This is a genomic window from Nostoc sp. (assembly GCF_036917355.1).
Taxonomy (GTDB): domain Bacteria; phylum Cyanobacteriota; class Cyanobacteriia; order Cyanobacteriales; family Nostocaceae; genus Nostoc.
In genome coordinates, this window is sequence record NZ_JBALDP010000111.1 from 1 (window position 1) to 25334 (window position 25334).

Genomic DNA, 25334 nt, shown 5'->3' on the forward strand with positions numbered 1-25334 from the left:
GACCAACTTACATTTGAGCAGGTAATTTCTGTCTCTTCTTACAACTTTATCCTGGAAGCTTTATTCTATGCAGCTTCATATTAAATTGGTATTATGAAAGTTTTTGAATTTTATGCAGTTTTTCTAATCTGTCTCCCTCTGCCTCTTCTGCTGCAATGTCAGCGTCAATTTGGTCGCGGTTAGCATGATAATAAGCTAAAGCCGCATAAACCTGCGCTAAGGTCAAATGACTAATTTGATCTGCAATCTCTTCGGCGCTATAACCTTGTTTGTACCAGATGGCTATGCGCCTTACTGTCACCCCTGTACTAGCAACAATCGGACAACCGCCGTGTATTTCAGGATTATGATTAATCAGTGTGCCAATATCGGTAATAGTGGTCAAAACTTGTTCTCCGAAATTTTTTACATTATCTCTAATTTGACCAGTTAGCAAGATATTCATTTAGAGTCATTGACTTACCATCGCTATACTCAGCACGAACTTCTTCAATTTCTGCCAGTGTATCTGCATCGTCTTCGTACAACGCTTCTTCGGCTTCAAAAATTTGTTGCTCAAGAGCTTCTTGAAGTTGACGTTTTTCTGTTAAATCAAGAGAAGATATTGCTTCTGCTAAAGTTTCTAAGGAGAGTTGTAGTTTAACAATGGCTGGCATTTTTCTCCTATTGGGTGTAATATTTCGCATCTTGACACCATTATGCTGATTTTAACAGTTATATTTTTGTCAAGCCCAAAGACTGTGGGTTGTATTTCACGCTTGTGGGGTACGGCGCAGCAATTGGATTTGTCTAAACTGCGATCTGCGTAGTTTACCGCCGTAGGCATCGCCCACTAATCCAGTGTTATCGTAAAGAATATTAGGAATTAATTACCAAGGCAAATGACTATTACTGTCAACGTTGCCCAAGCAACTGCCAAATTTAGCGAACTTCTGAGTCAGGTATTGCTCGGTGAAGAAGTCGTGATTGCTGAACAGGGGATTCCAGTTGCACGTCTAGTCGCCCTTACGAATACCAGTTCTCCTCGCATTCCAGGCTTAGATAAAGGTAAAGTGTTTATTGCACCAGATTTTAACGAGCTTTTACCAGAAGAAATCTTGAGTGATTTTGAAAATTCTAACCTCGTTTAGTAATGAGAGCTTTACTGGATACCCATGCATTCATTTGGTGGGTAACAAATGACTTTCAATTATCTGCCAATGCTCGTAATGTAATTGCTGATTCAGGTAACATCCTATTTTTGAGCGTGGTAAGTGGATGGGAAATTGTCATCAAAAATAAATTAGGGAAACTGACTTTACCTGAACCTGTAGAACAATATATTCCAACTCGTCTGGCAATCAATCGCTTTGAAAGTTTACCTATTCAAATGAGCCATGTTTTGCAAGTTGCTAGTTTACCAAATATCCACCGAGATCCATTCGATCGGATTTTGATTGCTCAAAGCCAAGTAGATAATTTGCCAATTGTGACAATTGATCGGCAAATTACACAATATCTTGTTCAAACGATATGGTGATCGCGATTGCTTATATCGCTCTTTCTTACAGAATAAAGCGATCGCTTACAAGATTTTTGCCTACGCACTCCCCAACTTATGGGAGCAGCAACAGAACTTATGGGAGTAGCTACAGAACTTATGGGAGTAGCTACAGAAATTATGGGAGTAGCTATAGAACTTATGGGAGCAGCTACAGAACTTATGGGAGCAGCTACAGAACTTGTGGGAGTAGCTACAGAACTTATGGGAGCAGCTACAGAACTTGTGGGAGCAGCTACAGAACTTATGGGAGCAGCTACAGAACTTACGGGAGCAGTGTCCCTTAAAGTTTTGATGAAGCTTAGACAATTATCTATATAAATACCAATATCTAGTAATAAAATTCCGAAAATTTACTGCTAGAACTTGAAAAATTTATTACAAAAACTGCGAGTTTTGCTGAACCAGAATGCAGTTTAATTGAGGCAAGCTAGCTCTATAAGAATTTTAAAGGAGTAGTTTTATGTCTCGTAAAAAACGCACATCTCGTGTTTTAGAAAAAGCTCAGTTAAGATCGGCTGGACTGAAATCGATTGTTCCAAACGTTAAATTTGATGAAAACTATAGTTTAGAAAAATTAGTTGAGTCAATCGACCAGTTACGCAACAAAATTGATGTTTATAATACTGCTCTGTCTGTAGTTGACTCTTCTAAAACTGAAATTGAAGAGATGGAAAAAAACTTGAGTCAGCTTTCTGAGAAAATGCTGATGGTGGTTGCAATCAAGTACGGCAAAGACAGCCGCGAATATGAGATGGCGGGTGGTGTTCGCTATAGCGATCGCACGCGCAAAATCAGATCGAGCCGCTTGAAAAATGTTGCAGAACAAGTATCTGATGAAAATGCTAAAACTGCATAAAATGCAATAGACGCGATGAATCGCCGTCTCTACAAAAGACTGATTCTTGTAGAGACGGCGATTTATCACGTCTTTAAGAAATCCGAGAGAAATTGTTTCCAAAATACCACCTCCGACTTTAGAGTGTTGAAATAACTCAAATAGCTATCTGAAGGCGAGGTATGACAACAAACTTTAGTCGGCGTGAATTTATCTTGCTGGGTTCAGCAGGGTTTGGTACCAGCTTACTGCTGCAAGCTTGCAGTAATCAGACGACACCAACAGCGACAACAACAGGTGATGCTGAAGGGTTTAAAATAGCGATCGCTCTCCCTGGCACGATTACCGATAAAGGCTGGAATCAATCTGGTTATGAAGGAATCAATCTAGCAAAACAAAAGCTAGGTGCAGAAACCGCTTATGTCGAAAAAGTAGCACAAGCAGATCAAACAGAAGTATTAACAGATTTTGCTCGTAAAGGTTACAATCTCATCTTCGCGCATGGGGGACAATTTGATGCTGCAATTGAACAAGTCGCCTCACAGTTCCCCAACACATTTTTTGTCGGAGTAAATGGGAATCTCAAGGCTGAGAATATTGCTTCTTTACGAATAGATCACCTACAAGCTAGTTATTTGTGTGGCATTATCGGTGCTTCTGTGACTAAATCTAATAAATTAGCTTATATTGCTGGAGAAAAGTTTCCCGCTACCGAGGGAGAACTGCGGGGATTTGAATTAGGGGCAAAGTCTGTTAAACCAAATATCCAAATTACCTCTACTTTTACAGGTGATTGGAATGATGTTGCCAAAGCAAAGGAAGCGACTCTGGCATTAATTTCTTCTGGTGCTGATGTCATCTATCAATGGTTAGATAATGCTTCAGCCACAGTTTTACAAACAACAGGTGAAAAAGGAGTATATGCTTTTGGTAATACCAAGGATCAATTAGATGTTGCACCAAAAGCTGTTTTAACCAGCGCTGTCAAACGCTTGGATTTAGCGATTGCTTATATAGCAGAATTAGCTAAACAAAAACAAATCAAAGGACAAATATATACAATCGGTTTAGAAAGAACAGACATATTATTTTTAGGGAAATTCGGAGCAATCATACCGGAAGCAGTAAAGCAAAAGGTATTGAATGCAAAGCAAGAGATTGTTAATAAAAAAATCGTTTTTGAAGACTGTAAAGAGGCTGGTAAGGATACGCGCTGCGTAAAAAAAACAACAACATAGGTTGAGCAGACTAGATTAAAAAACAGGAATAATTGTCTTTGTAGAGACGGCGATTTATTGCGTCTGTCTAATGCGCGACGATTTACCGCGTCTGTCTAATAGGCCGGTATTTTAGACGCGATGAATCGCGTCTCTATAATGGGAGCAAGGCGAGGGGTTAGGGATTTTTGCAAGAGGTATACTACAGTGCTCACTACGAGCTATCAGTTTTGTGAATATGAACTATTTACGCTTAAACAATATTACCAAGCGCTTTGGGTCTTTTATTGCTAACGACAATATCAACCTCTCTGTTGCATCTGGAAGCATTCATGCAATACTAGGCGAAAATGGCGCAGGTAAGAGTACTTTAATGAATATTATTAGTGGACTCTATCAACCTGATGCTGGTGAGATTTATCTCCAAGAAAAACCAATCAAAATTACTTCACCAAATGAGGCAATTAAATTGGGTATTGGCATGATTCACCAACACTTCATGCTTGTACCGAAATTGACTGTCACAGAAAATATCATCTTAGGGATGGAGAAAACTTGGCGGCTAAATCTAGAAGATAAACAGCAAGAAATCGCCGCATTATCCCAAGCTTATGGATTAGAAATTGACCCCACTGTAAAAGTTGAAAATTTATCTGTTGGGGCACAACAACGGGTAGAAATTCTCAAAGTTCTCTACCGTCGAGCAAAGTTGTTGATTCTTGATGAACCTACAGCAGTTTTGACACCGCCAGAAGTAGAATCATTAATTGCTATTTTGCGCCAATTGGCAGCCGCAGGCAACACAATCATTTTTATCAGTCATAAATTAGAAGAGGTAATGAATCTCTGTGATTCAGTCACAGTTTTGCGCCAGGGAAAGGTAGTAGGAACAACATCAACAGAAGCGGCGACACCTCAGCAGTTAGCAACATTGATGGTAGGACGGGAAGTCGCTTTCCAGTTAAATAAAAGTCCAACTTTACCAGGAGAAATCATCCTGTCGGTGCAAAATTTACAAGTTGCTGATGAAAGAAATATTCTTGCTGTAAATAATGTATCTTTTGAACTGCGGGCGGGAGAAATTTTAGGAATTGCTGGTGTCGATGGCAATGGACAGCGAGAATTAGCTGATGCGTTGGCAAAGCCCGTCGCAGACATCGCTCTTGTGCGGACTATTAAGCAGGGTAAAATTGAGTTTACGCACAAGAATTCTTTAGTGGGCTACATCCCAGAAGATAGGCAGACAATGGGATTGGTGTTGCAATTTAGCATCGCCCAAAATTTGATTTTAAAAGCTTTTAAATATCTGCCATTTTGTCGCCGTTTTTTGTTACAACAAGAAGCGATCGCAAATCGTGCCCAAGCTGCAATGCAAGAGTTTGACATTCGGGCAAGTGGGGAAGATATCTTAGTAAGTCAGCTTTCGGGAGGAAATCAACAAAAAGTGGTGTTAGCGCGAGAACTGGCGCAAACACCAGCTTTAATTATTGCCATGCAACCCACCAGGGGGTTAGATGTCGGGGCGACAGTAGCTGTTCAGTCTCGAATCTTAACAGAACGCGATCGCGGTGCGGCAATTTTGTATATTTCTACTGAGTTGGAAGAAGTGATGGCAATGAGCGATCGCATTGCCGTAATCTACAGAGGTGAGTTTGTGGCTATTTTGGATGCAGCCACGGCGAAGGTGGAAGAAATTGGTTTGTTGATGGCTGGGGGAACACCCAGAGAGTAAAATGCCGAGTCTTTATATCATTGGTGGTGCAAATGGTTCAGGAAAAACCACCGTATCGATGAGTTTATTACCAAATTTTTTAGACTGCTTTGAGTACGTATTCAAGTTCATCACCTGTTTTCGTTGGTGAACGTATCACCAATCAGCAGCCTATAATCTATGTAAATGAAACTTGGAATCGAATTACAGAGGTGGAAAATGACTGAAGAAGAGATGAAAAAGTTACATAGTAAAATTGATGCTGGAGTTCAAGCCGCAATTGCCGCAGCCATAGAACGACATCGTAAGCTAGGTCAATCGATTAGTATTATGCAATATGGGAAAATTGTAACTTTAACTGCTGATGAAATTACAGCGATTCAGGCAAAGAACATCTGATGGGAATTACATTAAATCTCAAACAGGTATCTCCTTATGTATTGGAAAAAATCAAAAAGTATCCTGACTTGGCAGGGTTATTTTTAGATGCAAAATACTTAGAAGATTCACCATTCTGGCAAGAGTTTACAATAATTGAACGTGATGAGATTGATTGGTTCCATGAGGCAATTAATTTTGTACAAGAGAGACTAGATAAATTCCAAAAAGATAAAACGGAAGAATTTGAAAAAATCAAGGACGATATTCCTTTAATTATTAATGAAGGTAAAAGTGAATATTTAGACTTAGATAAAATGTGGCAGTCAATAATTTTTTTACTGACGGGATATGACTTTTATGATCAAGCATTATATTTATCTCAATTAGTCGTTAGTCAAAATCCAGAAGATAATCTTCCTTTAATTAGGGCTGTAATGGGCAGTAATGGAATCGAACATGATGAACGTGACTATCCATTGTTATACTTTAGTGATGATGAAGTCAAAAAAATAGCCAATGCTTTATCCAGTTTTTCTATTGAGACTATTAGAAAAAGATTACAATTTAGAGGTTTAGAAGAAGATAGATATCATCATTTATATGAATACGCATATAATCCGCTTGTGAGATATTACCAAGATGCGGCTGAGAAAGGAAATGCAATGTTTCTCCACTTCGGTTAGATAAATATTGGCAATCATCGCATCATGATCACAAATAAACGCTTTCAACTACTGCTACCAATCCTATCACCGCTCATTGCGATCGCCTCCGCCCTCATCGTCGGTGCTATCCTCATGCTAATTGCTGGGGCAAATCCCATCACCGCATATAGCATCTTATTTCAAGAATCTCTTTCTACCTACTTTGGATTTGGTAACACCCTCACCAAAATGACACCACTATTGTTCGCTAGTTTAGGCGTATTAGTGGCGTTGCGGGCTGGGCAATTTAATATTGGTGGTGAAGGACAAATTTATCTGGGTGCTTTGGGAAGTACTTTAATTGGGTTATATGTGCAAGGATTACCTGCGGTGATTCATATCCCCCTAGCACTTTTGGCAGGATTTCTCTTTGGTGCAGTTTGGGGTTGGATTCCTGGTTATCTCAAAGCCATGCGCGGAGTGAATGAGGTAATTACTACATTGTTGCTCAACTATATCGCCGTGAATTTAGTTAGCTACCTCGTCCAAAATCCATTAATGGCAGCAGGTGCGCCTAGTCCTTATTCGCCATTAATTGCCAAAACATCCCGTTTGCCGATTATATTACCCCAAAGCCTCGCCCATGCTGGGATTTTATTAGCTTTAATTGCCGCAGGTATTTTATGGGTATTGTTAGTGCGATCGCCTCTAGGTTATCAAATTACGGCAGTGGGATTTAACCCGATTGCCGCCCGTTATGCCCACATATCTGTTGAACGTACCATTATGCTGGTGATGGCTGCTGCGGGTGGTTTAGCTGGGTTAGCTGGGAGTTGTGAGGTGATGGGGTTGAAATATCGGCTATTTGAACAAGTTTCCCCAGGTTATGGATTTGATGCCATTGCGATCGCTTTTTTAAGTCGTGGTAGTGTTATCGGTGTAGTATTAACTTCTTTATTTTTTGCAGCCCTTCGCAGTGGTGCAAATGTGATGCAGCGTAGTGCAGGTGTGCCGGTAACTGTGGTTTACGCGATTCAGGGATTTATGGTGTTATTTATCGCTATCAGTTTCGCACTGGAAAGAGAAATAAGAGTAAAAACGCAGAGGCACGCGAAGGTTTAACGCAGAGGAACACAAAGAAAACTCTGCGAAACTTTGCGCTTCCCTCTGCGAACCTTTGCGTTTAAAAATAACTCCATGAATAATCTCAACTTCTTCTCCGATTACTTAATAGCTACTTTACGTCTAGCCGTACCCCTAGCATTTGCAGCCCTTGGAGGATTGTACTCGGAACGATCGGGGGTGTTAAATATCGCCTTAGAAGGAATGTTGCTTACAAGTGCTTTTACTAGCGCTGCGGCTACTTTCTACACAGGTAATCCCTGGCTTGGTATCCTCGCATCCTTGATTGCGGGAGGATTAGTCGGACTACTCCATGCTGTTTTGTGTGTAACTTTGCGTGTCGATCAATTGGTATCTGGGCTAGCAATTAATCTTGTCGCAGCTGGATTAACATCGTTTTTAGCCCGGCTAGTGTTTAGTGGCAGCAGTACGCAGCAGTTACCTGGAATTGGGGCAATTATTATTCCTGGTTTAGCCAATATTCCTCTGATCGGGCCGCTACTATTTCAATCAGATTTTTTAGTATATTTATTATTTATCTTAGTTATTTTAACTACATACCTTTTATTTAAAACTAGCTTTGGGCTGACATTGCGGGCAGTGGGTGAATCTCCAAAAGCTGCTGATACGGCTGGAATTTCAGTACCATTTGTCCGTTATATCGCTGTGGTGATTAGTGGCTGTCTTGCGAGTTTAGGAGGTGCTTATTTAACTCTGGTACAAGTAAGATTTTTTGCCGAAGGGATGAGTGCTGGTAAAGGATTTATTGCGATCGCAGCATTAATTTTTGGCAGATGGCATCCTATAGGTAGTGCTTTAGCTTGTTTGCTATTTGGGGCTACAGAAGCTTTACAACTGCGAATTCAGGCATTAGGGGCAAATATCCCTTACCAATTTTTAGTAATGCTACCTTATGCGATCGCTTTATTGGCATTAGTGGGATTAGCGGGGAAATCTACACCCCCGAAAGCTTTAGGCACTCCCTACTTTGGAGAAAATCGCCACTCAGACTAATTTTAGGAAAAGCAAATGAGCGTTAGCACACTAGCAAAATCAGCACATAATACAATAGCTAGCGTCCCCCAAAAGCCACTCATGCCGCAAAATAACCAAACCGCCATCGAATTCCGCGATGTCACTTTTAGCCGCAACCATCGCCCAATGGTGTCAAATCTCAACTTCACCATCCGTCAAGGAGAAGCACTGGTATTACTTGGGCGCAGTGGTAGCGGCAAAACTACCACAATGAAGTTAATTAATCGCCTATTCACACCTACACAAGGCGAAGTTTTATTTGATGGCATTTCCACAACTCAATGGGATGAAATTAAACTGCGGCGAAAAATTGGTTATGTCATTCAAGAAATTGGTTTATTTCCCCATTTCACTGTCGAACGCAATGTTGGTTTAGTCCCGTCTTTGGAAGGGTGGCAACCAAAACAAATTAAAATGCGGGTTTATGAACTGTTGCAATTGGTAGGCTTAGAACCAGGACAATTTGCCGGGCGTTACCCGCACGAACTTTCGGGAGGACAAAAGCAAAGAGTCGGGGTAGCCAGGGCTTTAGCAGCAGATCCGCCAGTGTTATTGATGGATGAACCCTTTGGCGCACTCGATCCAATTACGCGGCTAGAACTGCAACAAGAGTTTCGGCATTTACAGCAAGAATTAGGCAAAACTGTTGTTTTCGTCACCCACGATATTCAAGAAGCCTTTGTGTTGGCATCGAGAATTGGTTTAATGTCTGGCGGAGAATTGATAGTATTAGGGACGAAAGATGAATTTATGCGATCGCAACACCCAGAAAGCCTCGCCTTTCTGCAATGTCTGCGTTCCCTGCAAGATACTTTATGAAAAATTTCTTCCTGGTTAAGTATGCCCCAGAAATTCTTCAGCATACACTCGAACATCTATTTTTGGTAGGCATTGCCATTGGAATTGCCATACTTGTAGGCATTCCTTTAGGTATTTTAATTACACGTAAAACCTATCTCCGTCAACCAATTCTCGGCATAGCAAATATTTTTCAAACTATACCTAGTTTGGCGCTGTTTGGTTTACTTATTCCTGTTCCGATAATTGGCGGAATTGGTGCAGTACCAGCAATTGTTGCCCTGACTGTATATTCCTTACTGCCGATAATTCGTAACACTTACACAGGTATAACTAGCATAGATCCAGCTATTCGAGAAGCTGGGAGAGGTATGGGAATGACAGATAGACAATTGTTATTGCAAGTTGAGATTCCCTTAGCAATGGGAATAATTTTGGCAGGTGTGCGAGTCGCAACAGTAATTGCCATAGGTATTGCAACTATTGCCGCCGCAATTGGGGCTGGTGGTTTGGGAGTATTTATTTTTCGCGGCATATCAGTAGTGAACGATCAGTTAATTTTAGCTGGTGCAGTTCCGGCAGCGGCAATTGCATTACTAGCTGACTTTGCAATTGGCTGGATAGAGAATAAATTAAAAATTAAAAATTAATGAAGAGATTTGTCACGCTTTGCTTTTTAAGTTTTGCCTTGTTATTGGTAATCACTGGCTGCACGCCTAATTTAAATAGTAGTAGCGGTGGTAATATAGTCGTTGCTTCCAAAGATTTTACCGAACAAGATATTTTAGGTGAACTATTAGCACAGCAAATTGAAGCGACAACTAATTTAAAAGTAGCTCGTCGTTTCCGTTTGGGTGGTTCTTTCATTTGTCATAGTGCTATTACTTCTGGAAAAATTGATGCATATATTGAGTACACAGGCACATCTTTTACTGGGATTTTAAAGCAAAAAGCAATTAATGACCCTAAAGAAGTTTATCAGAAGTTAAAACAAATTTATGCCCAGCAATTTAATTTGGAAGTGATGCCAAGCTTGGGTTTTGAAAACACTTTTGCGATGATTATCCGGGGTGAAGATGCCAAGCGTAACAATATTCAAACTCTCTCCCAAGCTTCTCAATATACACCTCAGTGGCGTGGCGGTTTTGGCTATGAATTTTTGGAAAGGGAAGATGGTTTTCCAGGATTAGCTAAAACCTACGGGTTACTTTTTGCTAAACCTCCCCAAATTATGGACTTGGGTTTAGTATATCGTGCTCTGATTCAAAAACAAGTAGATATGGTGGCGGGTAGTTCTACAGATGGGCAGATTTCCCGCTTGGATGTAGTGGTGCTAAAGGATGATAAAAAATATTTTCCTCCTTATGAAGCTATACCAATTGTTCGGCAAGAAACTTTAAAAAAATATCCCGAATTAAGAACAGCGATCGCATCACTTGCGGGAAAGATTTCGGCAGATGAAATGCGGCAATTAAACTATTTAGTTGAGGGAGAATTACGTAATGTTAAAGATGTTGTCCAGGAGTTTCGCAAATCGAAGGGATTAAATAATTCGTAATTCGTAATTCGTAATTAAGAGTTAGTGTAATGTACCAAAAACCAGAAATGGTGCGTTACGGCTTCCGTAAACACCCTACTGCTGTTTACACAACAAGTTTTTTAACCACCTAATGACTTCACTTGTTGTTTGCTCATTGGCCATTTGGAGACATTGCTGCACAATTTCTCTGACGTTAGGGAAGTAGTTGCTTTCTGTAAGCACATAACTTTCTCCTTGCAATCGATAAATTAATAACCGATTACTCTTTAATATCCAAACTTCTGGCACTCGATAAGGCAAGAAATCATTAATATCCGTGTAGCTTGTCACATCTATTTCAATTGCTAAATCTGGCGGTGGATCTGACTCCCAATCAATTCTTTTTTTCCCTACCACTGCCCTGCAATTTTCAATGTAAAAGCAACAATCTGGTTCAATGTCACTAATTTCTGGCAAGCTCATGGTAATGGGCGTAAATGACTCGTATATGCGGTTTAAGTGGTCAAGTAAAGCTATTACTATCAATGCCAGCAAACTCGCATCTCTTCCATGCTCTGGGAGCGGTGCCATCAGTAAAATTTCTCCTCTGCGATATTTAATGCGAGGTGAGGAGCGATCGCCTAGTTGCTGACTCAATACTTGATAGTCTTTCCAATCTCCTAAAAGCTTCAACACCGCTCCAGGTGGTAACTCTATTCTTTCTGGTGTAATTACGGTATCCATAATTAGCTCACATTTTAGATATTGGCGATCGCCGGATTCATAAATTCCATGAACAGATTGTTAAATCAAAGTTTTTTGCTTACAAATACAAAGCCACGGCTCTTCTTTGATACGGAATCATTTGTCAGCATTGCTTTCCATAAGTCTGTTGTTTTTACCCAAACTGGTGGATACTTGTAACGAGAAACATCAAGAATTAAAAACCTATCTATTTGCTCATTATATGCCGCTACAGGAGAAATATGTCCGCCTTTCTCTTGACCAATTTCTTTGCGCAAATAGTTTACTAAAATGAAATTTTGCGGTTGTTTTAAATTTTCTGCTGCTTGTTTGCGGAACTCTTCTAAACTAGTGTCGGCAGCGTGGTAAACATTAACTTTAACGCCATAACTAGCTAGTAATTGCCCTAACTGATCTAGAGTCATACCTTCGCGAGACACAGCTTCGGGAGTTAGCACTTTTTTTGTATTATCATTACTAAAAAAGTTTTCTTGAGTAAATACTCGATATGGCTTGTATTGTGGTACTTCTGGTGCTGGAATTTTTAGACTATTCAGTACCATAACCATACTAGCAACACCACAATATGTCTGAGTATTTTGAGTGGTAAATTGCATACTCAACGGAAAGAAGTCTTCATTGGACTTACTTTCAAATAATAATTTTTCACCTTCAGGTGTATTAAAACCAACTAAATTAGAGGATAGGGGTAATGTTTGAGAGAGAACGCTTCCACTAGAAATACATAATCCAATAGTTAAAGCTTTAAAAAATGTTTTACTTATTTTTCGCAACATAGGATTTATAAGTAATGTAAAATTTTCAAATCAGATCATATTAATAATCTCACACCCAGATGCTAAACAAGTATAAAATTTTATGAGAAATTGTATAACAATGCTTACTGTTGCTAAACCCAAGCGAGTTGCCATCGCAATCTTTTCTTTCACCGTCTTACTTTACAGCCAAGTCGTATCAGCCGCCTTAACTTTACCCTTACGTAGCAAGAAGGGAATGGTGGTTTCAGCCCATCCCTTAGCAAGTGAAGCGGGAATCTTGATGTTACGCAAAGGTGGGAACGCAGTCGATGCAGCTGTAGCCACAACCTTTGCACTTTCTGTAGTTGAGCCTTTTTCGGCGGGAATCGGTGGCGGCGGATTTTTGCTGATGCACTCTGAGAAAACTGGCGACATGAAAGCGCTAGATTTCCGCGAACGCGCACCTCTGAAAGCTACAAGAAATATGTATTTAGATGCAGCAGGAAAGGTGTCTCCTAATGCAAGTATTAATGGTTATTTGGCAGTCGGGACACCAGGAACGGTAGCGGGACTTTATGAAGTGCATCATCGCTATGGTAAGCTTTCTTGGCAAGAGGTAATGAAACCTGCGATCGCACTCGCTAAAGATGGCTTTATTCTTGGCAATGTGCTAACTGAAAGGCTCAACCAGCGCCAGGAAGCAATTCTCATGAATCCCGCAGCGCGAGAAATTTTCACTCGCAATGGTGAATTTTATCAACCAAGGGAGAAACTTGTGCAGCGTGATTTGGCACGCACTTTAACAGCAATTGCCGAAAATCCCCAAAGTTTTTACACCGGAAGTATTGCTCGGGCGATCGCTTCTGATATGGTAAAAAATGGTGGTTTAATTTCTCTCGAAGACCTCAAAGCCTACAAACCAATCTGGCGCACTCCTGTTTGTGGCAACTTCCGCAAAGCTAAAATTTGCTCAATGCCACCACCATCATCAGGAGGGGTTCACCTATTGCAGATTTTAAACATTATCGGTGATACCGATCTAAAATCTTTAGGATGGCATCATCCAGACGCGATACATTTAATGGTAGAAGCAATGAAGATTGCTTACAGCGATCGCTCAAAATATTTAGGCGATCCTGATTTTGTCAAAGTCCCTGTACAAGAACTGCTCAGTCCAGCTTACGCCAAAAAACGCCGTCAAGAAATTAATATGCAAATGGCTCGACCCTCCACCGAAGTCAAGCCAGGAGATTTAAATTCAAAATATCTGCGTCTTCCCTCATCTCTCCCTACTTCCCCTGCCTTATCCCCTTGTCTTCCGCATGAATCTCTTCAAACCACTCATCTGAATGTTGTTGATGAAGAACACAACGCTGTCAGTCTGACTTTCACCATTAATCTCAGTTTTGGTGCTGGTGTGGTGACACCGAGAACTGGAATTGTTCTCAACAATGAGATGGATGATTTTGCCGCTGCGCCAGGAGTGCCTAATGCTTTTGGTTTGGTTGGTAATGATGCCAACAGCATTGCACCCCGCAAAACTCCCCTATCCAGCATGACTCCCACAATTGTCACAGAAAATGGTCATTTTCGGATGGCAGCAGGCGCGCCTGGTGGTAGCACCATCATCACCCAGGTTTTGCAAGTAATCCTGAATGTGCTGGAATACAACATGGATGTTGGTGCGGCTATTTCTGTTCCACGCATACATCATCAATGGCTGCCAGATGAGTTGCGCGTCGAATCCTGGGGCTTGGATGCTCTGACTTTGCAAGACTTACGCCGTCGGGGGCACAAAATTAAGGAAACTACTCCTTGGGGTAATGGTAACGCGATCGCTGTTACATCTGATGGAACTTTAGAAGGAGCCGCCGATCCTCGCGGTGAAGGTTCCCCCAGAGGTTTGTGAGGGAGAGGCAGGGACGCAAAAAATAACTAATGACAAATGACTAATGACTATTGATTTTGGATTGTTGACTCTGCGTAGCTGCTGCTGCCAAACTCGTTTGCCCGTGCGCTAGGTACTAGCGTCCAACCTGCTTTCAAAAGTTTTTGATAAGTTGCCCAACCTTTAGAGCCACCTGGTATTTGATAATCTGGGACTGCAAAATGTCCAAAAGCTGTGTAAGGACGCCAGGGTTGATTGGGTTCTGTCTGCAAATACAAAATTTTCTCTCCGTCGCCACCAGACTTAGATAACCAGCACATTTGTCGATGCATTGCAAACTCCTTTGCTTTTAGCTAATGATGCATAATAGCTGATCTTTGTCAAGCTAATTATCACCCTTGGGGATAATTTTTGGCTAATACTTTAGACAAAATGTAATTAAGTTCTATCCACTACAGGATAATTGCTTAACAACTCATAGCCTGGAAGACAGCTGCTAAAGGGACATAAAGATAAACAGCTTTGCCTCACCTTGTTTATTAGGTGAGATTTTTCCCATGTTATCCGCGTTTTTTGCGATCGTGTGTAACAATAACTACTGTTTTGACTGAGGCTTGTAATCAGACTATTTGTTTTTCTGCTGAGATATATAAGCGCAGATTCTAGAAGTTAGTTATAAAGTTTGGTTGATTAAACACTCTGAGCAAACAATATAAAATCTATTTTGATGTTGGTTGTATACAATCGTCCGTTTGATGACGAGAAGCAATTTCGTATTTATCTATAAGCTAAATTTAAATCCCCGACTTCTTTAAAAAGTCGGGGATTTGGGCGACAAGTTGGATTATTAGAAGGATGGAGCATACAACTTATCGCCGACAATCTGGCGAATTGTCTCTACTAGTTGGCTGTATGCAAAATTAGATAAAACTGGTTGTGCTGTTTGCAACTGAATTTCTCGATCTAAATCAATCCATGACTTGCAGCCAGCGTATTTGGCGTAATAGGGAATTTCTAGCTCTTGCGATAGTTTATATGTCCGCAGAAGCAGGATATAAAGGGGTTGACGTGCTTTCCATTTGAGGCGATCGCTAATAAAATGCTCGTTCCAAATATGGAAGGGAAGTAAGCTGTTGACAATAGACTCGTCACTTACTGGCAAAATATCTGTAATTTCAGCCCAACTGCCAATGCGAACTGTTTCAGGATGCCAGCCTGATGTTACTGGATAAACATTATTGGCGTATTCAGCTTTCAGCATAAAAGCTTGTTGATGTTCATAAGTAGGGTAAAGCAGAATTTGCTTGTGGGCAACTTGAAAATGTCCATTTCGTTCGTGGATACCGCCTTTGCGGAGCAACATAATTGTTTTGCCACTTTCCAAGGCATTTATGGCAACTGCCCATTCTTTGAGAGCATGAAAAGTTGTAGTCAATTCCATCGGCATCTACTGTAACTCTGATTTAATTTGAAGCTAAGACTGATAAAGTATGAACCTGTCCAAGGTAATGAATTAGGAAGCAGTTATGGAAAAGCGATTGCTAGGTACAAGTGAAGTCAAAATCACACCCATCCTCATGGGAACTTGGCAAGCTGGTAAAAGAATGTGGGTGGGAATTGAGGATGCTGACTCGATTAAAACTATTCGAGCCGCTTATGAAGCTGGGATTACGACAATTGACACTGCTGAAGCATATGGTGAAGGACACTCGGAGCAAATTGTCGCTGAAGCTTTATCTGATGTACGAACTCGCGTGGAATATGCCACGAAAGTTTTTGCTAACCATCTCAAGTATGAACAAGTGATTGAAGCTTGCGATCGTTCCCTAAGAAACCTGAAAACTGATTACATCGATCTTTACCAAATACATTGGCCCTCCGGCGCTTTCAATAGTGAAATAGTACCTATCGAAGAAACTATGAGCGCTCTTAACTTACTCAAAGAGCAAGGTAAAATTCGAGCAATCGGTGTTTCCAACTTTTCTCACGCCCAGTTAGCAGAAGCAGCAAGTTATGGACGTATTGATAGTTTACAACCACCCTATTCTTTATTCTGGAGACAGGTAGAACAAGATGCATTTCCCTATTGTATCGAAAACAATATTTCTATCCTTGCTTATTCGCCTTTAGCACAGGGGTTGTTAACGGGAAGGTTTTCTCTCGGTCATAAATTTGACCCGACAGATAACCGTGCTAAAAATAAACTGTTTCAAGGCGAAAACTTTGAACATGCTCAACAAGCGCTAGAAAAACTGCGTCCTATAGCTCTTCTTCATGATTGTACCCTTGCTCAGTTAGCTTTAGCCTGGTTAATTGCTCAACCTCAAACAAATGCGATTGCCGGAGCGCGTTATCCCGAACAAGCACTAGATAACGCATTAGCTGCCCAAATTAAGCTTTCTACCGCCGAAATAGCAGAAATTGATGCCATTGGGCGTATTGTCACCGACCATCTGGATGACAATCAGATTATGTGGAATTGATGACAATGCAGTTTGGTCACTATGCTTAATCTATCCAAGATCCCTATAACTTTCTTTAAAAGAAGGCTAGGGATCAAATTTATGGCGCTAGATTGCAAAATCTAACAAAACGTCAACTTTCGTAAACCAAGGGTTGCAACTCACAAATTAAGTGATACCTTAAAAAGTAGGACACCAAACAAAATAAAACCAAACAAAAAGGGTCAATGACTTAGTGTCCCCTTGTCATCAGCCCAAGCAAGTTTCAGCATATCAAATGTGATAGAAGTGGCAAAAAACCTAATGTAAAAGGCAAAGCCAAATCCTAAAGCGGAAAAACGCAAGAATGCTGAGTTTGTTAGTTTTTTAGTCCACCCTAGTTATTAACTTTCAGCTAGTTAATTAGTTTAAAATTTGAAATCTGTAAACTCGATAAAACCTGGTCAACCTCGACCAGGTTTTTGGTATTTTATTGTAATATGATTTTCTCGGTACGTAGGGATATCAGTGAGGCTTTGTTGGGTTGAGCGACAGATCAACTCAACAAAGTCTCGATAATGTTGGGTTTTGTTCCTCAACCCAACCTACATCAATATAATTTTTTGTTTTAACTAAACTGTATTGAAGCGTATTGGACTCTAGCTAATTTTCCAGCAGGGAATAAAATAAGACAGCAACATATCCTGCTAGGAGAATTTGATGAAAAATTATCGCTTTTTAAATAAGATTACTACAGCTATGATTGTGGCTGTCCTTTCTTTTTCCTGTAAGTCTTCTGTTAGTAGAAATGCAGAACAGGCAAAAGCAACTGAGAAACCGAAGCCACAACAAAATCTTATCTATGGCGATTTAATTATTAAAGAACAATCAGATTATCTAATGATTCCTGTTAGTCTTGCAGAGCAGAATGAAGATAAAGGAGTTGATTTAAACCTTTCACGTTCTTATGAAAATGGAAGAAATAATCAATTATATAATATCATCTTTTATCAAAAGCAAGGTAGTGAAGCTCATCTTTTATTAAATAAAAAAGCCATTATCGCCTCCTTCGATTTATTGGAAGTAAAAGCGGCAAACAAGCCAACTACAAGAGTTTGGTTATATAAAATCATTGACCAAGATACAAATACAGATAAAAAAATTAATAGCGAAGATGCTACTATTGGCTATCTTTCTGATTTATCAGGTAAAAACCTCCAGCAAATTACCCCAAATAATACTCGAATCATTAGTTGGGTTGTTGTTTCAGGTCAAAATGCAATTTTTCTAAAAATTATCAAAGACTCGGATAATGATAAAAAGTTTACAAAAGAAGATAAAACAAATTTCGTTAGGGTTAATCTCAATAAAATCGGTATGGGAACTGAAATTATTAGTGACAAAATAGAGCAAGAAATTAAATCTTACATTTTTAAATAGTCTTATTCGTAGTAAGCAGGTGAAGCCGCTTAATACAAACCTTAGACCTCTTGCAAAAGTGCTTTTTGCAAGAGTGGGAAAAGGGTAAAGGTTAAAGGGGAAGGGGACAATACAGAACCTTTTCCCCTTCCCCCTTAACCTTTTCTCGACTTATGCAAGAAGTCTCTTTAATCCAATACGCTTGGGTTAAGGGTTATTGGTGTGGATAATTGGTTTTTCAAGACGCGATAAATCGCGTCTTTACATGAGGGTTTTGTTGCGCATTCTGAACTGTATTAACCTTTACAAAACCCAATCGCGTAAAAGTTGGTTTACTTCATCGGGTACTTCGTCGTGGGGACAATGACCTGCTGTTAAAAAATGCTCTGTCAATTCAGGGCAATATTGACGAAACTTTCGAGAACGTTCTTTAGCATTCATCCACGGATCGGCTTCTCCCCATAACATCAATAGAGAACAAGTTAATTGCTTTAATAGTACATCAACTTTTTCCCCTTGAGGACTGCTAAAAACTGAAACAAATACATCCAATGCACCTGGATCAAAAGCAGGACGATAAATTTCTTCTACCAATTGATCTGTAACTGCACTTTTATCAAGATATACCTTTTCTAAAGTTTGGCGAATTACCCAACGTTGTCGCACGTATTGAAATAACACAAACTGAGCTAAAGGTTGTTGAAAAATCCATTTAACCGAGTCACCCAGGAGTTTCTCTAAAGAAGAGGGTTGTTTGGATGGCTGAATTTCACTTTGCAAAGCTTCAGGTTCAGATGTGGGCTGGCTTTCGCTAAAAGGCCCGGCACTATTGAGCAAAACTAAACCAGCTGCACTGTCGGGACGTTGGGCGGCAACACATAAGCAAGCATAACCACCAAGGGAATTACCTGCTAATACTGCTTTTTGACCAATCACTTCGCTGATAAAATCATGGAGTTGGTCGCGCCATAAGTCGCCACTATACTGCAATTTTGGTTTTGCCGATCGCCCGAATCCCAAAAGGTCGATCGCAAATACTTCAAAATCTTGACACAATCCTGTGATATTCTTGCGCCAGTGGTCTGTAGAAGCACCAAATCCATGTACCAAAAGCAAGGGCGGACGTTGCATTTGTTTCTCTCCCGCACGCACGTAGTAAACGTTGTGCCCGCGCCACTGCCAATATTTACCAGGAATTGGAGTTGTAGAGGGGGCTGTAGTTGCCTGCATGATTTAAAGAAGTGTTAAGTAGTCTTTTAATAATTGTAGGCTAGGTGGAGAGTGGAGAGCAGGGGAGCAGGGGAGCAGGGGAGCAGTGGGGACAAATGACAAATACAACTCTTGGAGGGGCTGCGCCAACGACTATGCTCAGTACAAATCACTAATGACTAATGACTAATGACTAATGACTAAAAAAATTACAGGGAAAACTAAATTACTAGGAGTCATTGGACATCCGGTGGAGCATTCGCTGTCGCCAGTGATGCATAATGCAGCGTTAGCGCAGCTCGTCGTTGGCGTTCGCGAAGCGTCTCCGACAGGAGAAGCCTCTCGTAGAGAAGACATCGCACAATTAGGATTAGATTACATTTATCTGCCTTTTCCGATTGAACCACAGAATTTAGAGGTGGCGATCGCAGGTTTTGCTGCTGTTGGGGTTGTCGGCTTTAGTGTGACAATACCTCACAAACAGGCAATCATTCCCCTACTCTCAAAAATTACACCCCTTGCTCAAACTATCGGAGCTGTAAATACTGTTAGCCGCCAAAATAACCAATGGGTAGGCACAAATACAGATATAGAAGGATTTATCGCCCCTTTGCAGACAACATATAAACAAGATTGGAGTCAGAAAGTAGCAGTAATTTTAGGTAATGGTGGTGCAGCAAGAGCTGTTGTAGCAGGTTGTATTCAGCTAGGTTTTGCCCAAATTCATGTTGTTGGGCGCAATATGCAGAGATTACAAGAATTCCACAATAGTTGGAGCAATTCATCTCTAGCTGATAAATTCCAGGTTCATCAATGGGAGGAATTACCAAAGCTCATTCCCCAAGCAAATCTGCTGGTAAATACAACTCCGATTGGGATGTATCCCAAAGTTGATGAATCGCCTTTGAGTGTAGAAGAAATCGCAAATTTACCAACGGGTGCGATCGCTTACGATTTAATATATATTCCTAAACCGACGCAATTTCTCCAGCAGGCACAAAAACAAGGCGCAATTGCGATCGATGGATTAGAAATGCTAGTCCAACAAGGGGTAGCAGCATTAAAAATCTGGTTGCATCTAGAAACTTTGCCTGTAGAAGTGATGCGCCAAGCTTTACAAAATCACCTGGGTTTGGGGAAATGAGGGTTCCAATATCTTAGACTTCTTGCATAAGTCGGGTAAAGGGTAAGGGTTAAAGGGAAAAGGGATAGAATTTTCCTTTACCCTTTAACCTTTTCCCCTTTCCCGACCTCTTGCAAAAGGCACTTTTGCAAGAGGTCTCTTGTGTAGCAAATATACCAGGCGATTTCCATTCGCTAGGATAGGCTCCCGTGCAGATGATTTTGCTGGTTTTGTAAAATGGGCATTTTGCTGCTATAAAATTAAACCAAAACTATGCGAATAGCCAAACGTAATGATTGGAAAACAGAACTTATGCCTTCTGTATCCAAAAATATAACGCTAGAAAAAGTTTACTCACAGGAAGAATTCGACCGAATTGCTGCTGGAGTGATTCCAGAGCAGATGGAAGATAAGTGGTTCATTTTCTATGAAGCTCCTTGGCTATATTTGCATCGTAGTTGGACTGGTTTTTGCATTTTTAAAGTGCGTTTTGAGGTGGTTGCAGAAAACGTAAAGATTGCACAAGTAGAGGTAAATCGAGATCCGGCGCAGTACTCTAACACCGATGATGAGCGTGATGCCTCTATGTTAGCGATCTTGTTGGATTCACGATCTGAACGTGATGTGCGAAGTCAAATGCTTGGTTGGATTAAAGAAAGGTCAATCCAGTAATTAGGCATCCTTTATGGATGCCTGTCAGTATGAACTCAGCCATTAATTAGATTTTCTATAGTATCGGCATCGTTCGGTAATGCAGCTGTTAAAACTTCGCTGCCTTCTGTAGTAACTAAAACATCATCTTCAATTCGAATTCCCCGCACATCGGCAAATTCAGATAAACGCTGCCAATTCACCACATTCTGATATTTTGAACGGACATTAGCATCATTTAAAATTGCTGGTACTTGATAAAAACCAGGCTCAATTGTGACTAACATTCCTGGACGCAGGGGACGATTCAAACGGAGATAGCTTAAGCCAAAGCGATCGCTCCTTTCACGTCCTTCTTCATACCCGGCTAAATCGCCCAAATCTTCCATATCATGCACATCTAAACCCAGTAGATGACCGATCCCATGAGGAAAAAACAGCGCGTGGGCATCCATTTCTACTAAATCTTGGGGATTTCCTTGTAAAATGCCTAACTCTACTAAACCTTCAGCGATCGCTGTAGCCGCTAGCAGGTGAATATCCCCATATTCTACACCAGGCTGGATTTTGGCAATGCAAGCATCATGGGCTGCCAACACGACATTATAAATATCTCTTTGGGTAGATGAAAATTTACCGGAAACTGGCCACGTGCGAGTCACATCACCAGCCCAACCAGTCTCAGTCTCAGCGCCAACATCGGCAAGCAGTAATTCACCTGGTTGCAAACTATGGTGATAATGCTCGTTATGCAAAACTTCACCGCGAACAGTGACAATACTGTTGTAAGAGGTGGTCATATTGTGGGCAATAATTACCCCTTCCATCGCTGCCCGAACTTCTGCTTCTAGTTTGGCTTGGGGTGTTGCTGCCATCCCCGCTTTGTGAGCTTTGACAGTGACAGCCGCAGCTTTTCGTAACTCGCTTAATGCCGCATCATCGTGGGTAAGGCGGATTGAAACGATCGCCTTCGCTAACTCCAAGTCAATTCCTTGGGGAGGACTTTGTGGTAAAACCCATCTATTTAATAGCTGCGATTGCTGTGTCCAAGTAGCTGCATCTTGAACGGCAAGTGTAGCGGCATTTTCTAGCCAAGATTCTAATTCTGCCATTGGCCCTGCCACATCCGCCCCAATCTTCTCGGCTATTTCTTCGCGCGTTGGCATTTCTCCATGCCAAAGGGCGCTACTGGGTGACGGCTCGTCGATGAATAGTTCTAGTTTGCCCGCTTCTAGACGAATTGCCGCATTTTGTAATGGCAGTCCCGCGAAATAAAGGAAATGACTGTTAGCACGAAATGGAAAGGAATTTGCCGGAAAGTTGCGCGGATTATTGCTACCTGACCACAGAATTGCGGGAAAATCAATCAGCTTGGCTAGTTGTTGCCGTCGGTAGCGTAAAGTCTCAATGAGGGAAGTAGAAGTTTGTGGGATAAGCATAAATGTAAGGTGATAGTTTTACCTTTATTTAGTCGTTATCGTCTTTATCGTCATCTTTTTGATCATTTTTGCGATCGCCATCATTTTTATCATCTTTGCGATCGTCATCTTTGTGGTCGTCATCTTTGTTGTTCTGGTTAGGTTGTAACTCTGGTTTTTGTTGCTAAATTGGTGCAAGTGGCTGCGGGGCTTCAACAACACAACTAACTAATCCTCCAGAAATTAGCGCTAAGTTGACAGCAGCAAAGATGCTTCTGAAGATTTTTATCCTCACGTTTTCGGTTTGCTTTAACATTGACTCTAGTTTTTGGAGATTGTATTCCTAATTTCTAAGGTACTGTATATAGTGGTTCTCATTAAACAAGTAGGGGCACGCCCTTACACCTTGCTACTGATAAATATATTGCTGTCTAACTTTCAAGGTGAGTCTATCTAATGGGACAAATCATTACTCAGGTTGATGCTTTTACCAATACACCTTTCACAGGTAATCCGGCTGCTGTCTGTGTTTTGCCTACTCCCCAAGATGAGCGCTGGATGCAAAACGTGGCGCAGGAGATGAATTTATCTGAAACAGCTTTTTTAGTCAGACAGGATGATGGCTTTAATCTGCGTTGGTTTACGCCTACGGTAGAAGTACCGCTTTGTGGTCACGCAACTTTAGCTAGTGCCCATGTACTTTGGTCTGAAGGACATTTGTCACCCGATGAAGTTGCACGTTTTTATACCAAAAGTGGAGTGCTGATTGCGAAGTTGCAAGGTGAGTGGATTGAGTTAGATTTTCCAGTAAATTACTCACAAGCAACAGTCCCTCCTCCAGAACTCAAGCAAGCTTTGGGTGTACCCTACAAATCTGTATTGCAGAATTCACTAGGTTATCTAGTGGAATTGGAATCTGAAGAATTGGTGCGGCAAGTACAGCCTAATTTTCAACTACTCAAAACTTTGCCGATTTGTGATGTTATTGTCACTAGTCTCACTGACACTAATTCTCAATATGATTTCGTCTCTCGCTTCTTTGCACCAGGATTAGGTATTAATGAAGACCCAGTTACAGGAGCGGCTCATTGCTGTCTTGCTTGGTTCTGGCGCGATCGCTTGCACAAAAATGAATTTTTGGCTTATCAAGCATCTAGTCGCGGTGGCGTGGTGAAGGTGGATTATGACGGAGGCGATCGCGTTTTTCTTGCCGGACAAGCGGTAACTGTGCTGCGAGGGGAGTTATTTACCGCATCAACTTAATATTACAAATCAATAATATCTGGCAAAAACTCACTATAAAGAACTTGGGCAATGAAATAAGGACATTCCACTGGAAACATATTTATTGGTAGTTCAGTTTCATTACTAGCAGCTTTCAATCCTCAATGATATAGCCATAGCCATAAAGATTAGGACGTAAACTATAAGAGTTAGCATTGCATCTACCCCATCCCGATGGCAAAAGCTTATAGTGATGATTTCCGACGAAAAGTTATGCAAGCGATTGAATTAGATGGTCTCAAAAAGTGTGAGGCAAGCCTTTTGTTCAATATCAGTCGCAACACAATTAACTTATGGTTCCAGCGCAAAGCTGAAACAGTTGATGTCATGGAAATTGGTTCTATTGGCAACTTCGATCTTGCGGTAGTCTCCTACTTGCTGAATTGCGCTTCAACTAAAGAGCAACTACTCAAAATGTGTCAGGCTATAGCAATTCATCTGAAACCTGATGGTCGATTCGTCAGTTTGAACAATAATTTAGAACTGCTTCCAGAGTTTTATGATAAACATAAGAAATATGACATTGCTAGGAGATGTGCCTAGTCGCTCAAGGAAGGTACGCCCATAACCTTAACATTGAGCATTCCTGATGAGGATGAGTCTATCAGTATTGATAACTACTACCTCAGCAAAGCGACTTATGAATGGGCCTTGATTAGTGCAGGTTTTAAAGAGATCCTCTGGCATCATCCAATAGTAGACTTCTTGCATAAGTCGGGAAAAAGGGAAGGGGGAAGGGCAAAAGGTTCAGTATTGTCCCCTTCCCCTTTAACCTTTACCCTTTTCCCCTCTCTTGCAAAAAGCACTTTTGCAAGAGGTCTAGTCTCTCCCGAAGGCATACAGAAATTTGGCTCCGAGTTCTGGCAGGATTACATTGACTATCCCGATACGATCGGTATTACCTGCCTAAAATAGCTGTCAATGCAGTTGATTAGAGGCTGTTAGGGAGTTTTGCAAGATATCTAATGTTTGTTAGGCTAAACAATTGCATTGTCAGGCAAAACAATAGTATTTCAGAAGATTGAGTTAAAATTGCACGTCAATACAAACACTAAACAGCAAAAGCGTACTTTTGCGAAGAAACAACTGTCACAATATTTAAACAAGTCTATATTTTTATTTCAAAAATGTCTGCTAAACAAAAAGATAGTAAAAATACTATCCAATCTCGTTATTGGCCAATTGAGGAATTACCTGGACTGAGCCATGAGGAACAATCTCAACTTCAAAATTGTGGGATTACTAGCACAGTAACTTTAGTCAAACAAGGGAAAACTCTAGAGTCAAGACTAGCGTTAGCAAATAAACTACAGATTCATCTTCAGTATGTAAATAAATGGATGGCTTTAGCTGACTTGGCACGTATTCCCAGTGTCGGGACACAATATTGTGGTTTATTGCTTCATGCAGGTATTGGTTCTGTAGTCCAGTTAGCTCAAACTCCTACTCACAGATTGCACCAACAAATTATGCGCTTGCAGGTAGCAACAATGCAGCGCCGAGATTTGTGTCCAGCAATTGAGCTAGTACAACAGTGGAGTCAGCAAGCAAAAACAATCATTAGTTAGGAGTTAGAAGTTAGGAGTTAGGAGTT

The 25334-nt window shown here is 40.9% G+C and carries 29 protein-coding genes and 1 pseudogene; 22 read left to right on the forward strand and 8 right to left on the reverse strand.

What is annotated here, in order from left to right:
- Positions 1-91: 91 nt before the first annotated feature.
- Together V7K53_RS32720 and V7K53_RS32725 are read right to left on the reverse strand one after the other, a co-directional pair.
- Positions 92-445 (reverse strand): DUF433 domain-containing protein, encoded by a 354-nt coding sequence (locus V7K53_RS32720; protein WP_335201640.1) that lies wholly within the window; start codon positions 443-445, stop codon positions 92-94.
- On the reverse strand, positions 417-656 hold the full coding sequence (locus V7K53_RS32725) for a hypothetical protein (protein WP_335201642.1): 240 nt from the start codon (positions 654-656) through the stop codon (positions 417-419). The genes V7K53_RS32720 and V7K53_RS32725 overlap by 29 nt, the downstream gene beginning before the upstream one ends.
- A 225-nt stretch (positions 657-881) precedes the next feature.
- Here V7K53_RS32725 and V7K53_RS32730 point away from each other — a divergent pair, with 225 nt between their 5' ends.
- The 13 genes from V7K53_RS32730 (at position 882) to V7K53_RS32790 (ending at position 10844) form a co-directional block, all read left to right on the forward strand.
- Positions 882-1130 (forward strand): type II toxin-antitoxin system Phd/YefM family antitoxin, encoded by a 249-nt coding sequence (locus V7K53_RS32730; RefSeq protein WP_335201644.1) that lies wholly within the window; start codon positions 882-884, stop codon positions 1128-1130.
- A 2-nt stretch (positions 1131-1132) separates the two neighbouring features.
- A complete protein-coding gene (locus V7K53_RS32735; protein ID WP_335201645.1) occupies positions 1133-1519 on the forward strand; it encodes a type II toxin-antitoxin system VapC family toxin in 387 nt (128 codons plus the stop codon).
- A 78-nt stretch (positions 1520-1597) separates the two neighbouring features.
- Positions 1598-1861: a hypothetical protein gene (locus tag V7K53_RS32740; protein ID WP_335201646.1), complete on the forward strand. Its 264-nt coding sequence runs from the start codon at positions 1598-1600 to the stop codon at positions 1859-1861.
- Between the two features lie 142 nt (positions 1862-2003).
- Positions 2004-2399 carry a hypothetical protein gene (locus tag V7K53_RS32745; RefSeq protein WP_335201648.1) on the forward strand — a complete coding sequence of 132 codons (396 nt, stop codon included), beginning with the start codon at positions 2004-2006 and terminating at the stop codon, positions 2397-2399.
- Positions 2400-2560: 161 nt separating this feature from the next.
- Positions 2561-3616: a BMP family protein gene (locus V7K53_RS32750; protein WP_335201649.1), complete on the forward strand. Its 1056-nt coding sequence runs from the start codon at positions 2561-2563 to the stop codon at positions 3614-3616.
- Positions 3617-3833: 217 nt separating this feature from the next.
- Positions 3834-5327 (forward strand): ABC transporter ATP-binding protein, encoded by a 1494-nt coding sequence (locus V7K53_RS32755; RefSeq protein ID WP_335201650.1) that lies wholly within the window; start codon positions 3834-3836, stop codon positions 5325-5327.
- A gap of 198 nt (positions 5328-5525) precedes the next feature.
- Entirely contained in the window at positions 5526-5705 is a 180-nt protein-coding gene (locus V7K53_RS32760; protein ID WP_335201818.1) for a hypothetical protein, read from the forward strand.
- The gene (locus V7K53_RS32765; protein WP_335201652.1) at positions 5705-6370 is read left to right on the forward strand and encodes a DUF1877 family protein; all 666 of its coding nucleotides are present in this window, start codon (positions 5705-5707) and stop codon (positions 6368-6370) included. The genes V7K53_RS32760 and V7K53_RS32765 overlap by 1 nt, the downstream gene beginning before the upstream one ends.
- A 24-nt stretch (positions 6371-6394) precedes the next feature.
- Positions 6395-7453, forward strand: a complete 1059-nt coding sequence (locus V7K53_RS32770; RefSeq protein WP_335201653.1) for an ABC transporter permease — start codon at positions 6395-6397, stop codon at positions 7451-7453.
- Positions 7454-7528: 75 nt separating this feature from the next.
- Positions 7529-8467: an ABC transporter permease gene (locus V7K53_RS32775; RefSeq protein ID WP_335201654.1), complete on the forward strand. Its 939-nt coding sequence runs from the start codon at positions 7529-7531 to the stop codon at positions 8465-8467.
- Between the two features lie 81 nt (positions 8468-8548).
- Positions 8549-9307, forward strand: a complete 759-nt coding sequence (locus V7K53_RS32780) for an ATP-binding cassette domain-containing protein (RefSeq protein WP_335201819.1) — start codon at positions 8549-8551, stop codon at positions 9305-9307.
- The gene (locus V7K53_RS32785) at positions 9304-9936 is read left to right on the forward strand and encodes an ABC transporter permease (protein WP_335201655.1); all 633 of its coding nucleotides are present in this window, start codon (positions 9304-9306) and stop codon (positions 9934-9936) included. The genes V7K53_RS32780 and V7K53_RS32785 overlap by 4 nt, the downstream gene beginning before the upstream one ends.
- A complete protein-coding gene (locus tag V7K53_RS32790) occupies positions 9936-10844 on the forward strand; it encodes a glycine betaine ABC transporter substrate-binding protein (RefSeq protein WP_335201656.1) in 909 nt (302 codons plus the stop codon). The genes V7K53_RS32785 and V7K53_RS32790 overlap by 1 nt, the downstream gene beginning before the upstream one ends.
- Positions 10845-10919: 75 nt before the next feature.
- Here the strand turns inward: V7K53_RS32790 and V7K53_RS32795 are convergent, their stop codons facing one another.
- Both V7K53_RS32795 and V7K53_RS32800 read right to left on the reverse strand, forming a co-directional pair.
- On the reverse strand, positions 10920-11549 hold the full coding sequence (locus V7K53_RS32795) for a Uma2 family endonuclease (RefSeq protein WP_335201657.1): 630 nt from the start codon (positions 11547-11549) through the stop codon (positions 10920-10922).
- A 65-nt stretch (positions 11550-11614) separates the two neighbouring features.
- Positions 11615-12346 (reverse strand): phytochelatin synthase family protein, encoded by a 732-nt coding sequence (locus V7K53_RS32800; RefSeq protein WP_335201658.1) that lies wholly within the window; start codon positions 12344-12346, stop codon positions 11615-11617.
- A 100-nt stretch (positions 12347-12446) separates the two neighbouring features.
- Between V7K53_RS32800 and ggt the strand changes: the two genes are divergently transcribed.
- On the forward strand, positions 12447-14216 hold the full coding sequence (gene ggt / locus V7K53_RS32805; RefSeq protein WP_335201820.1) for a gamma-glutamyltransferase: 1770 nt from the start codon (positions 12447-12449) through the stop codon (positions 14214-14216).
- 47 nt (positions 14217-14263) lie between these two features.
- Here the strand turns inward: ggt and V7K53_RS32810 are convergent, their stop codons facing one another.
- Both V7K53_RS32810 and V7K53_RS32815 read right to left on the reverse strand, forming a co-directional pair.
- A complete protein-coding gene (locus V7K53_RS32810; RefSeq protein WP_292785151.1) occupies positions 14264-14527 on the reverse strand; it encodes a hypothetical protein in 264 nt (87 codons plus the stop codon).
- Between the two features lie 515 nt (positions 14528-15042).
- A complete protein-coding gene (locus V7K53_RS32815; RefSeq protein WP_335201659.1) occupies positions 15043-15642 on the reverse strand; it encodes a DUF1802 family protein in 600 nt (199 codons plus the stop codon).
- Between the two features lie 79 nt (positions 15643-15721).
- Between V7K53_RS32815 and V7K53_RS32820 the strand changes: the two genes are divergently transcribed.
- Together V7K53_RS32820 and V7K53_RS32825 are read left to right on the forward strand one after the other, a co-directional pair.
- A complete protein-coding gene (locus V7K53_RS32820) occupies positions 15722-16678 on the forward strand; it encodes an aldo/keto reductase (protein ID WP_335201660.1) in 957 nt (318 codons plus the stop codon).
- Positions 16679-17356: 678 nt separating this feature from the next.
- Positions 17357-18076, forward strand: a complete 720-nt coding sequence (locus V7K53_RS32825) for a hypothetical protein (RefSeq protein WP_335201661.1) — start codon at positions 17357-17359, stop codon at positions 18074-18076.
- A gap of 282 nt (positions 18077-18358) precedes the next feature.
- Here the strand turns inward: V7K53_RS32825 and V7K53_RS32830 are convergent, their stop codons facing one another.
- Complete coding sequence (locus V7K53_RS32830; protein ID WP_335201662.1) at positions 18359-19285, reverse strand: alpha/beta fold hydrolase; 927 nt, start codon at positions 19283-19285, stop codon at positions 18359-18361.
- Positions 19286-19460: 175 nt separating this feature from the next.
- Here V7K53_RS32830 and V7K53_RS32835 point away from each other — a divergent pair, with 175 nt between their 5' ends.
- Together V7K53_RS32835 and V7K53_RS32840 are read left to right on the forward strand one after the other, a co-directional pair.
- Positions 19461-20408 (forward strand): shikimate dehydrogenase, encoded by a 948-nt coding sequence (locus tag V7K53_RS32835; RefSeq protein ID WP_335201663.1) that lies wholly within the window; start codon positions 19461-19463, stop codon positions 20406-20408.
- Positions 20409-20660: 252 nt separating this feature from the next.
- On the forward strand, positions 20661-21059 hold the full coding sequence (locus V7K53_RS32840) for a hypothetical protein (RefSeq protein WP_335201664.1): 399 nt from the start codon (positions 20661-20663) through the stop codon (positions 21057-21059).
- Positions 21060-21094: 35 nt separating this feature from the next.
- On the opposite strand, the gene V7K53_RS32845 is transcribed toward V7K53_RS32840, so the two are convergent.
- Positions 21095-22477, reverse strand: coding sequence for an aminopeptidase P family protein (locus V7K53_RS32845; protein ID WP_335201665.1), 1383 nt, complete (start codon positions 22475-22477; stop codon positions 21095-21097).
- Positions 22478-22912: 435 nt separating this feature from the next.
- On the opposite strand from V7K53_RS32845, the gene V7K53_RS32850 reads away from it, so the two are divergent.
- The 4 genes and pseudogenes from V7K53_RS32850 (at position 22913) to V7K53_RS32865 (ending at position 25308) form a co-directional block, all read left to right on the forward strand.
- Positions 22913-23719 (forward strand): PhzF family phenazine biosynthesis protein, encoded by an 807-nt coding sequence (locus V7K53_RS32850; protein WP_335201666.1) that lies wholly within the window; start codon positions 22913-22915, stop codon positions 23717-23719.
- 195 nt (positions 23720-23914) lie between these two features.
- Positions 23915-24067 (forward strand): annotated as a pseudogene (locus V7K53_RS32855) (IS630 transposase-related protein); the annotation flags it as partial.
- A gap of 249 nt (positions 24068-24316) precedes the next feature.
- Positions 24317-24655, forward strand: coding sequence for a hypothetical protein (locus V7K53_RS32860; RefSeq protein ID WP_335201667.1), 339 nt, complete (start codon positions 24317-24319; stop codon positions 24653-24655).
- Between the two features lie 212 nt (positions 24656-24867).
- Positions 24868-25308: a DUF4332 domain-containing protein gene (locus V7K53_RS32865; protein ID WP_335201668.1), complete on the forward strand. Its 441-nt coding sequence runs from the start codon at positions 24868-24870 to the stop codon at positions 25306-25308.
- Positions 25309-25334 lie beyond the last annotated feature (26 nt).

Excerpts from the sequence above, each read along its gene's own strand:
- V7K53_RS32725 (WP_335201642.1), bottom strand. The coding sequence starts at position 656 with ATGCCAGCCATTGTTAAACTACAACTCTCCTTAGAAACTTTAGCAGAA.
- V7K53_RS32785 (WP_335201655.1), top strand. The coding sequence starts at position 9,304 with ATGAAAAATTTCTTCCTGGTTAAGTATGCCCCAGAAATTCTTCAGCAT.
- V7K53_RS32815 (WP_335201659.1), bottom strand. The coding sequence starts at position 15,642 with ATGCCGATGGAATTGACTACAACTTTTCATGCTCTCAAAGAATGGGCA.
- V7K53_RS32850 (WP_335201666.1), top strand. The coding sequence starts at position 22,913 with ATGGGACAAATCATTACTCAGGTTGATGCTTTTACCAATACACCTTTC.
- V7K53_RS32745 (WP_335201648.1), top strand. The coding sequence starts at position 2,004 with ATGTCTCGTAAAAAACGCACATCTCGTGTTTTAGAAAAAGCTCAGTTA.
- V7K53_RS32720 (WP_335201640.1), bottom strand. The coding sequence starts at position 445 with ATGAATATCTTGCTAACTGGTCAAATTAGAGATAATGTAAAAAATTTC.
- V7K53_RS32800 (WP_335201658.1), bottom strand. The coding sequence starts at position 12,346 with ATGTTGCGAAAAATAAGTAAAACATTTTTTAAAGCTTTAACTATTGGA.
- V7K53_RS32820 (WP_335201660.1), top strand. The coding sequence starts at position 15,722 with ATGGAAAAGCGATTGCTAGGTACAAGTGAAGTCAAAATCACACCCATC.
- V7K53_RS32795 (WP_335201657.1), bottom strand. The coding sequence starts at position 11,549 with ATGGATACCGTAATTACACCAGAAAGAATAGAGTTACCACCTGGAGCG.
- V7K53_RS32830 (WP_335201662.1), bottom strand. The coding sequence starts at position 19,285 with ATGCAGGCAACTACAGCCCCCTCTACAACTCCAATTCCTGGTAAATAT.
- V7K53_RS32765 (WP_335201652.1), top strand. The coding sequence starts at position 5,705 with ATGGGAATTACATTAAATCTCAAACAGGTATCTCCTTATGTATTGGAA.
- V7K53_RS32780 (WP_335201819.1), top strand. The coding sequence starts at position 8,549 with ATGCCGCAAAATAACCAAACCGCCATCGAATTCCGCGATGTCACTTTT.
- V7K53_RS32825 (WP_335201661.1), top strand. The coding sequence starts at position 17,357 with ATGAAAAATTATCGCTTTTTAAATAAGATTACTACAGCTATGATTGTG.
- V7K53_RS32790 (WP_335201656.1), top strand. The coding sequence starts at position 9,936 with ATGAAGAGATTTGTCACGCTTTGCTTTTTAAGTTTTGCCTTGTTATTG.
- V7K53_RS32865 (WP_335201668.1), top strand. The coding sequence starts at position 24,868 with ATGTCTGCTAAACAAAAAGATAGTAAAAATACTATCCAATCTCGTTAT.
- V7K53_RS32755 (WP_335201650.1), top strand. The coding sequence starts at position 3,834 with ATGAACTATTTACGCTTAAACAATATTACCAAGCGCTTTGGGTCTTTT.
- V7K53_RS32750 (WP_335201649.1), top strand. The coding sequence starts at position 2,561 with ATGACAACAAACTTTAGTCGGCGTGAATTTATCTTGCTGGGTTCAGCA.
- ggt (WP_335201820.1), top strand. The coding sequence starts at position 12,447 with ATGCTTACTGTTGCTAAACCCAAGCGAGTTGCCATCGCAATCTTTTCT.
- V7K53_RS32835 (WP_335201663.1), top strand. The coding sequence starts at position 19,461 with ATGACTAAAAAAATTACAGGGAAAACTAAATTACTAGGAGTCATTGGA.
- V7K53_RS32735 (WP_335201645.1), top strand. The coding sequence starts at position 1,133 with ATGAGAGCTTTACTGGATACCCATGCATTCATTTGGTGGGTAACAAAT.
- V7K53_RS32730 (WP_335201644.1), top strand. The coding sequence starts at position 882 with ATGACTATTACTGTCAACGTTGCCCAAGCAACTGCCAAATTTAGCGAA.
- V7K53_RS32775 (WP_335201654.1), top strand. The coding sequence starts at position 7,529 with ATGAATAATCTCAACTTCTTCTCCGATTACTTAATAGCTACTTTACGT.
- V7K53_RS32770 (WP_335201653.1), top strand. The coding sequence starts at position 6,395 with ATGATCACAAATAAACGCTTTCAACTACTGCTACCAATCCTATCACCG.
- V7K53_RS32760 (WP_335201818.1), top strand. The coding sequence starts at position 5,526 with ATGACTGAAGAAGAGATGAAAAAGTTACATAGTAAAATTGATGCTGGA.
- V7K53_RS32740 (WP_335201646.1), top strand. The coding sequence starts at position 1,598 with ATGGGAGCAGCAACAGAACTTATGGGAGTAGCTACAGAACTTATGGGA.
- V7K53_RS32810 (WP_292785151.1), bottom strand. The coding sequence starts at position 14,527 with ATGCATCGACAAATGTGCTGGTTATCTAAGTCTGGTGGCGACGGAGAG.
- V7K53_RS32845 (WP_335201665.1), bottom strand. The coding sequence starts at position 22,477 with ATGCTTATCCCACAAACTTCTACTTCCCTCATTGAGACTTTACGCTAC.
- V7K53_RS32840 (WP_335201664.1), top strand. The coding sequence starts at position 20,661 with ATGCGAATAGCCAAACGTAATGATTGGAAAACAGAACTTATGCCTTCT.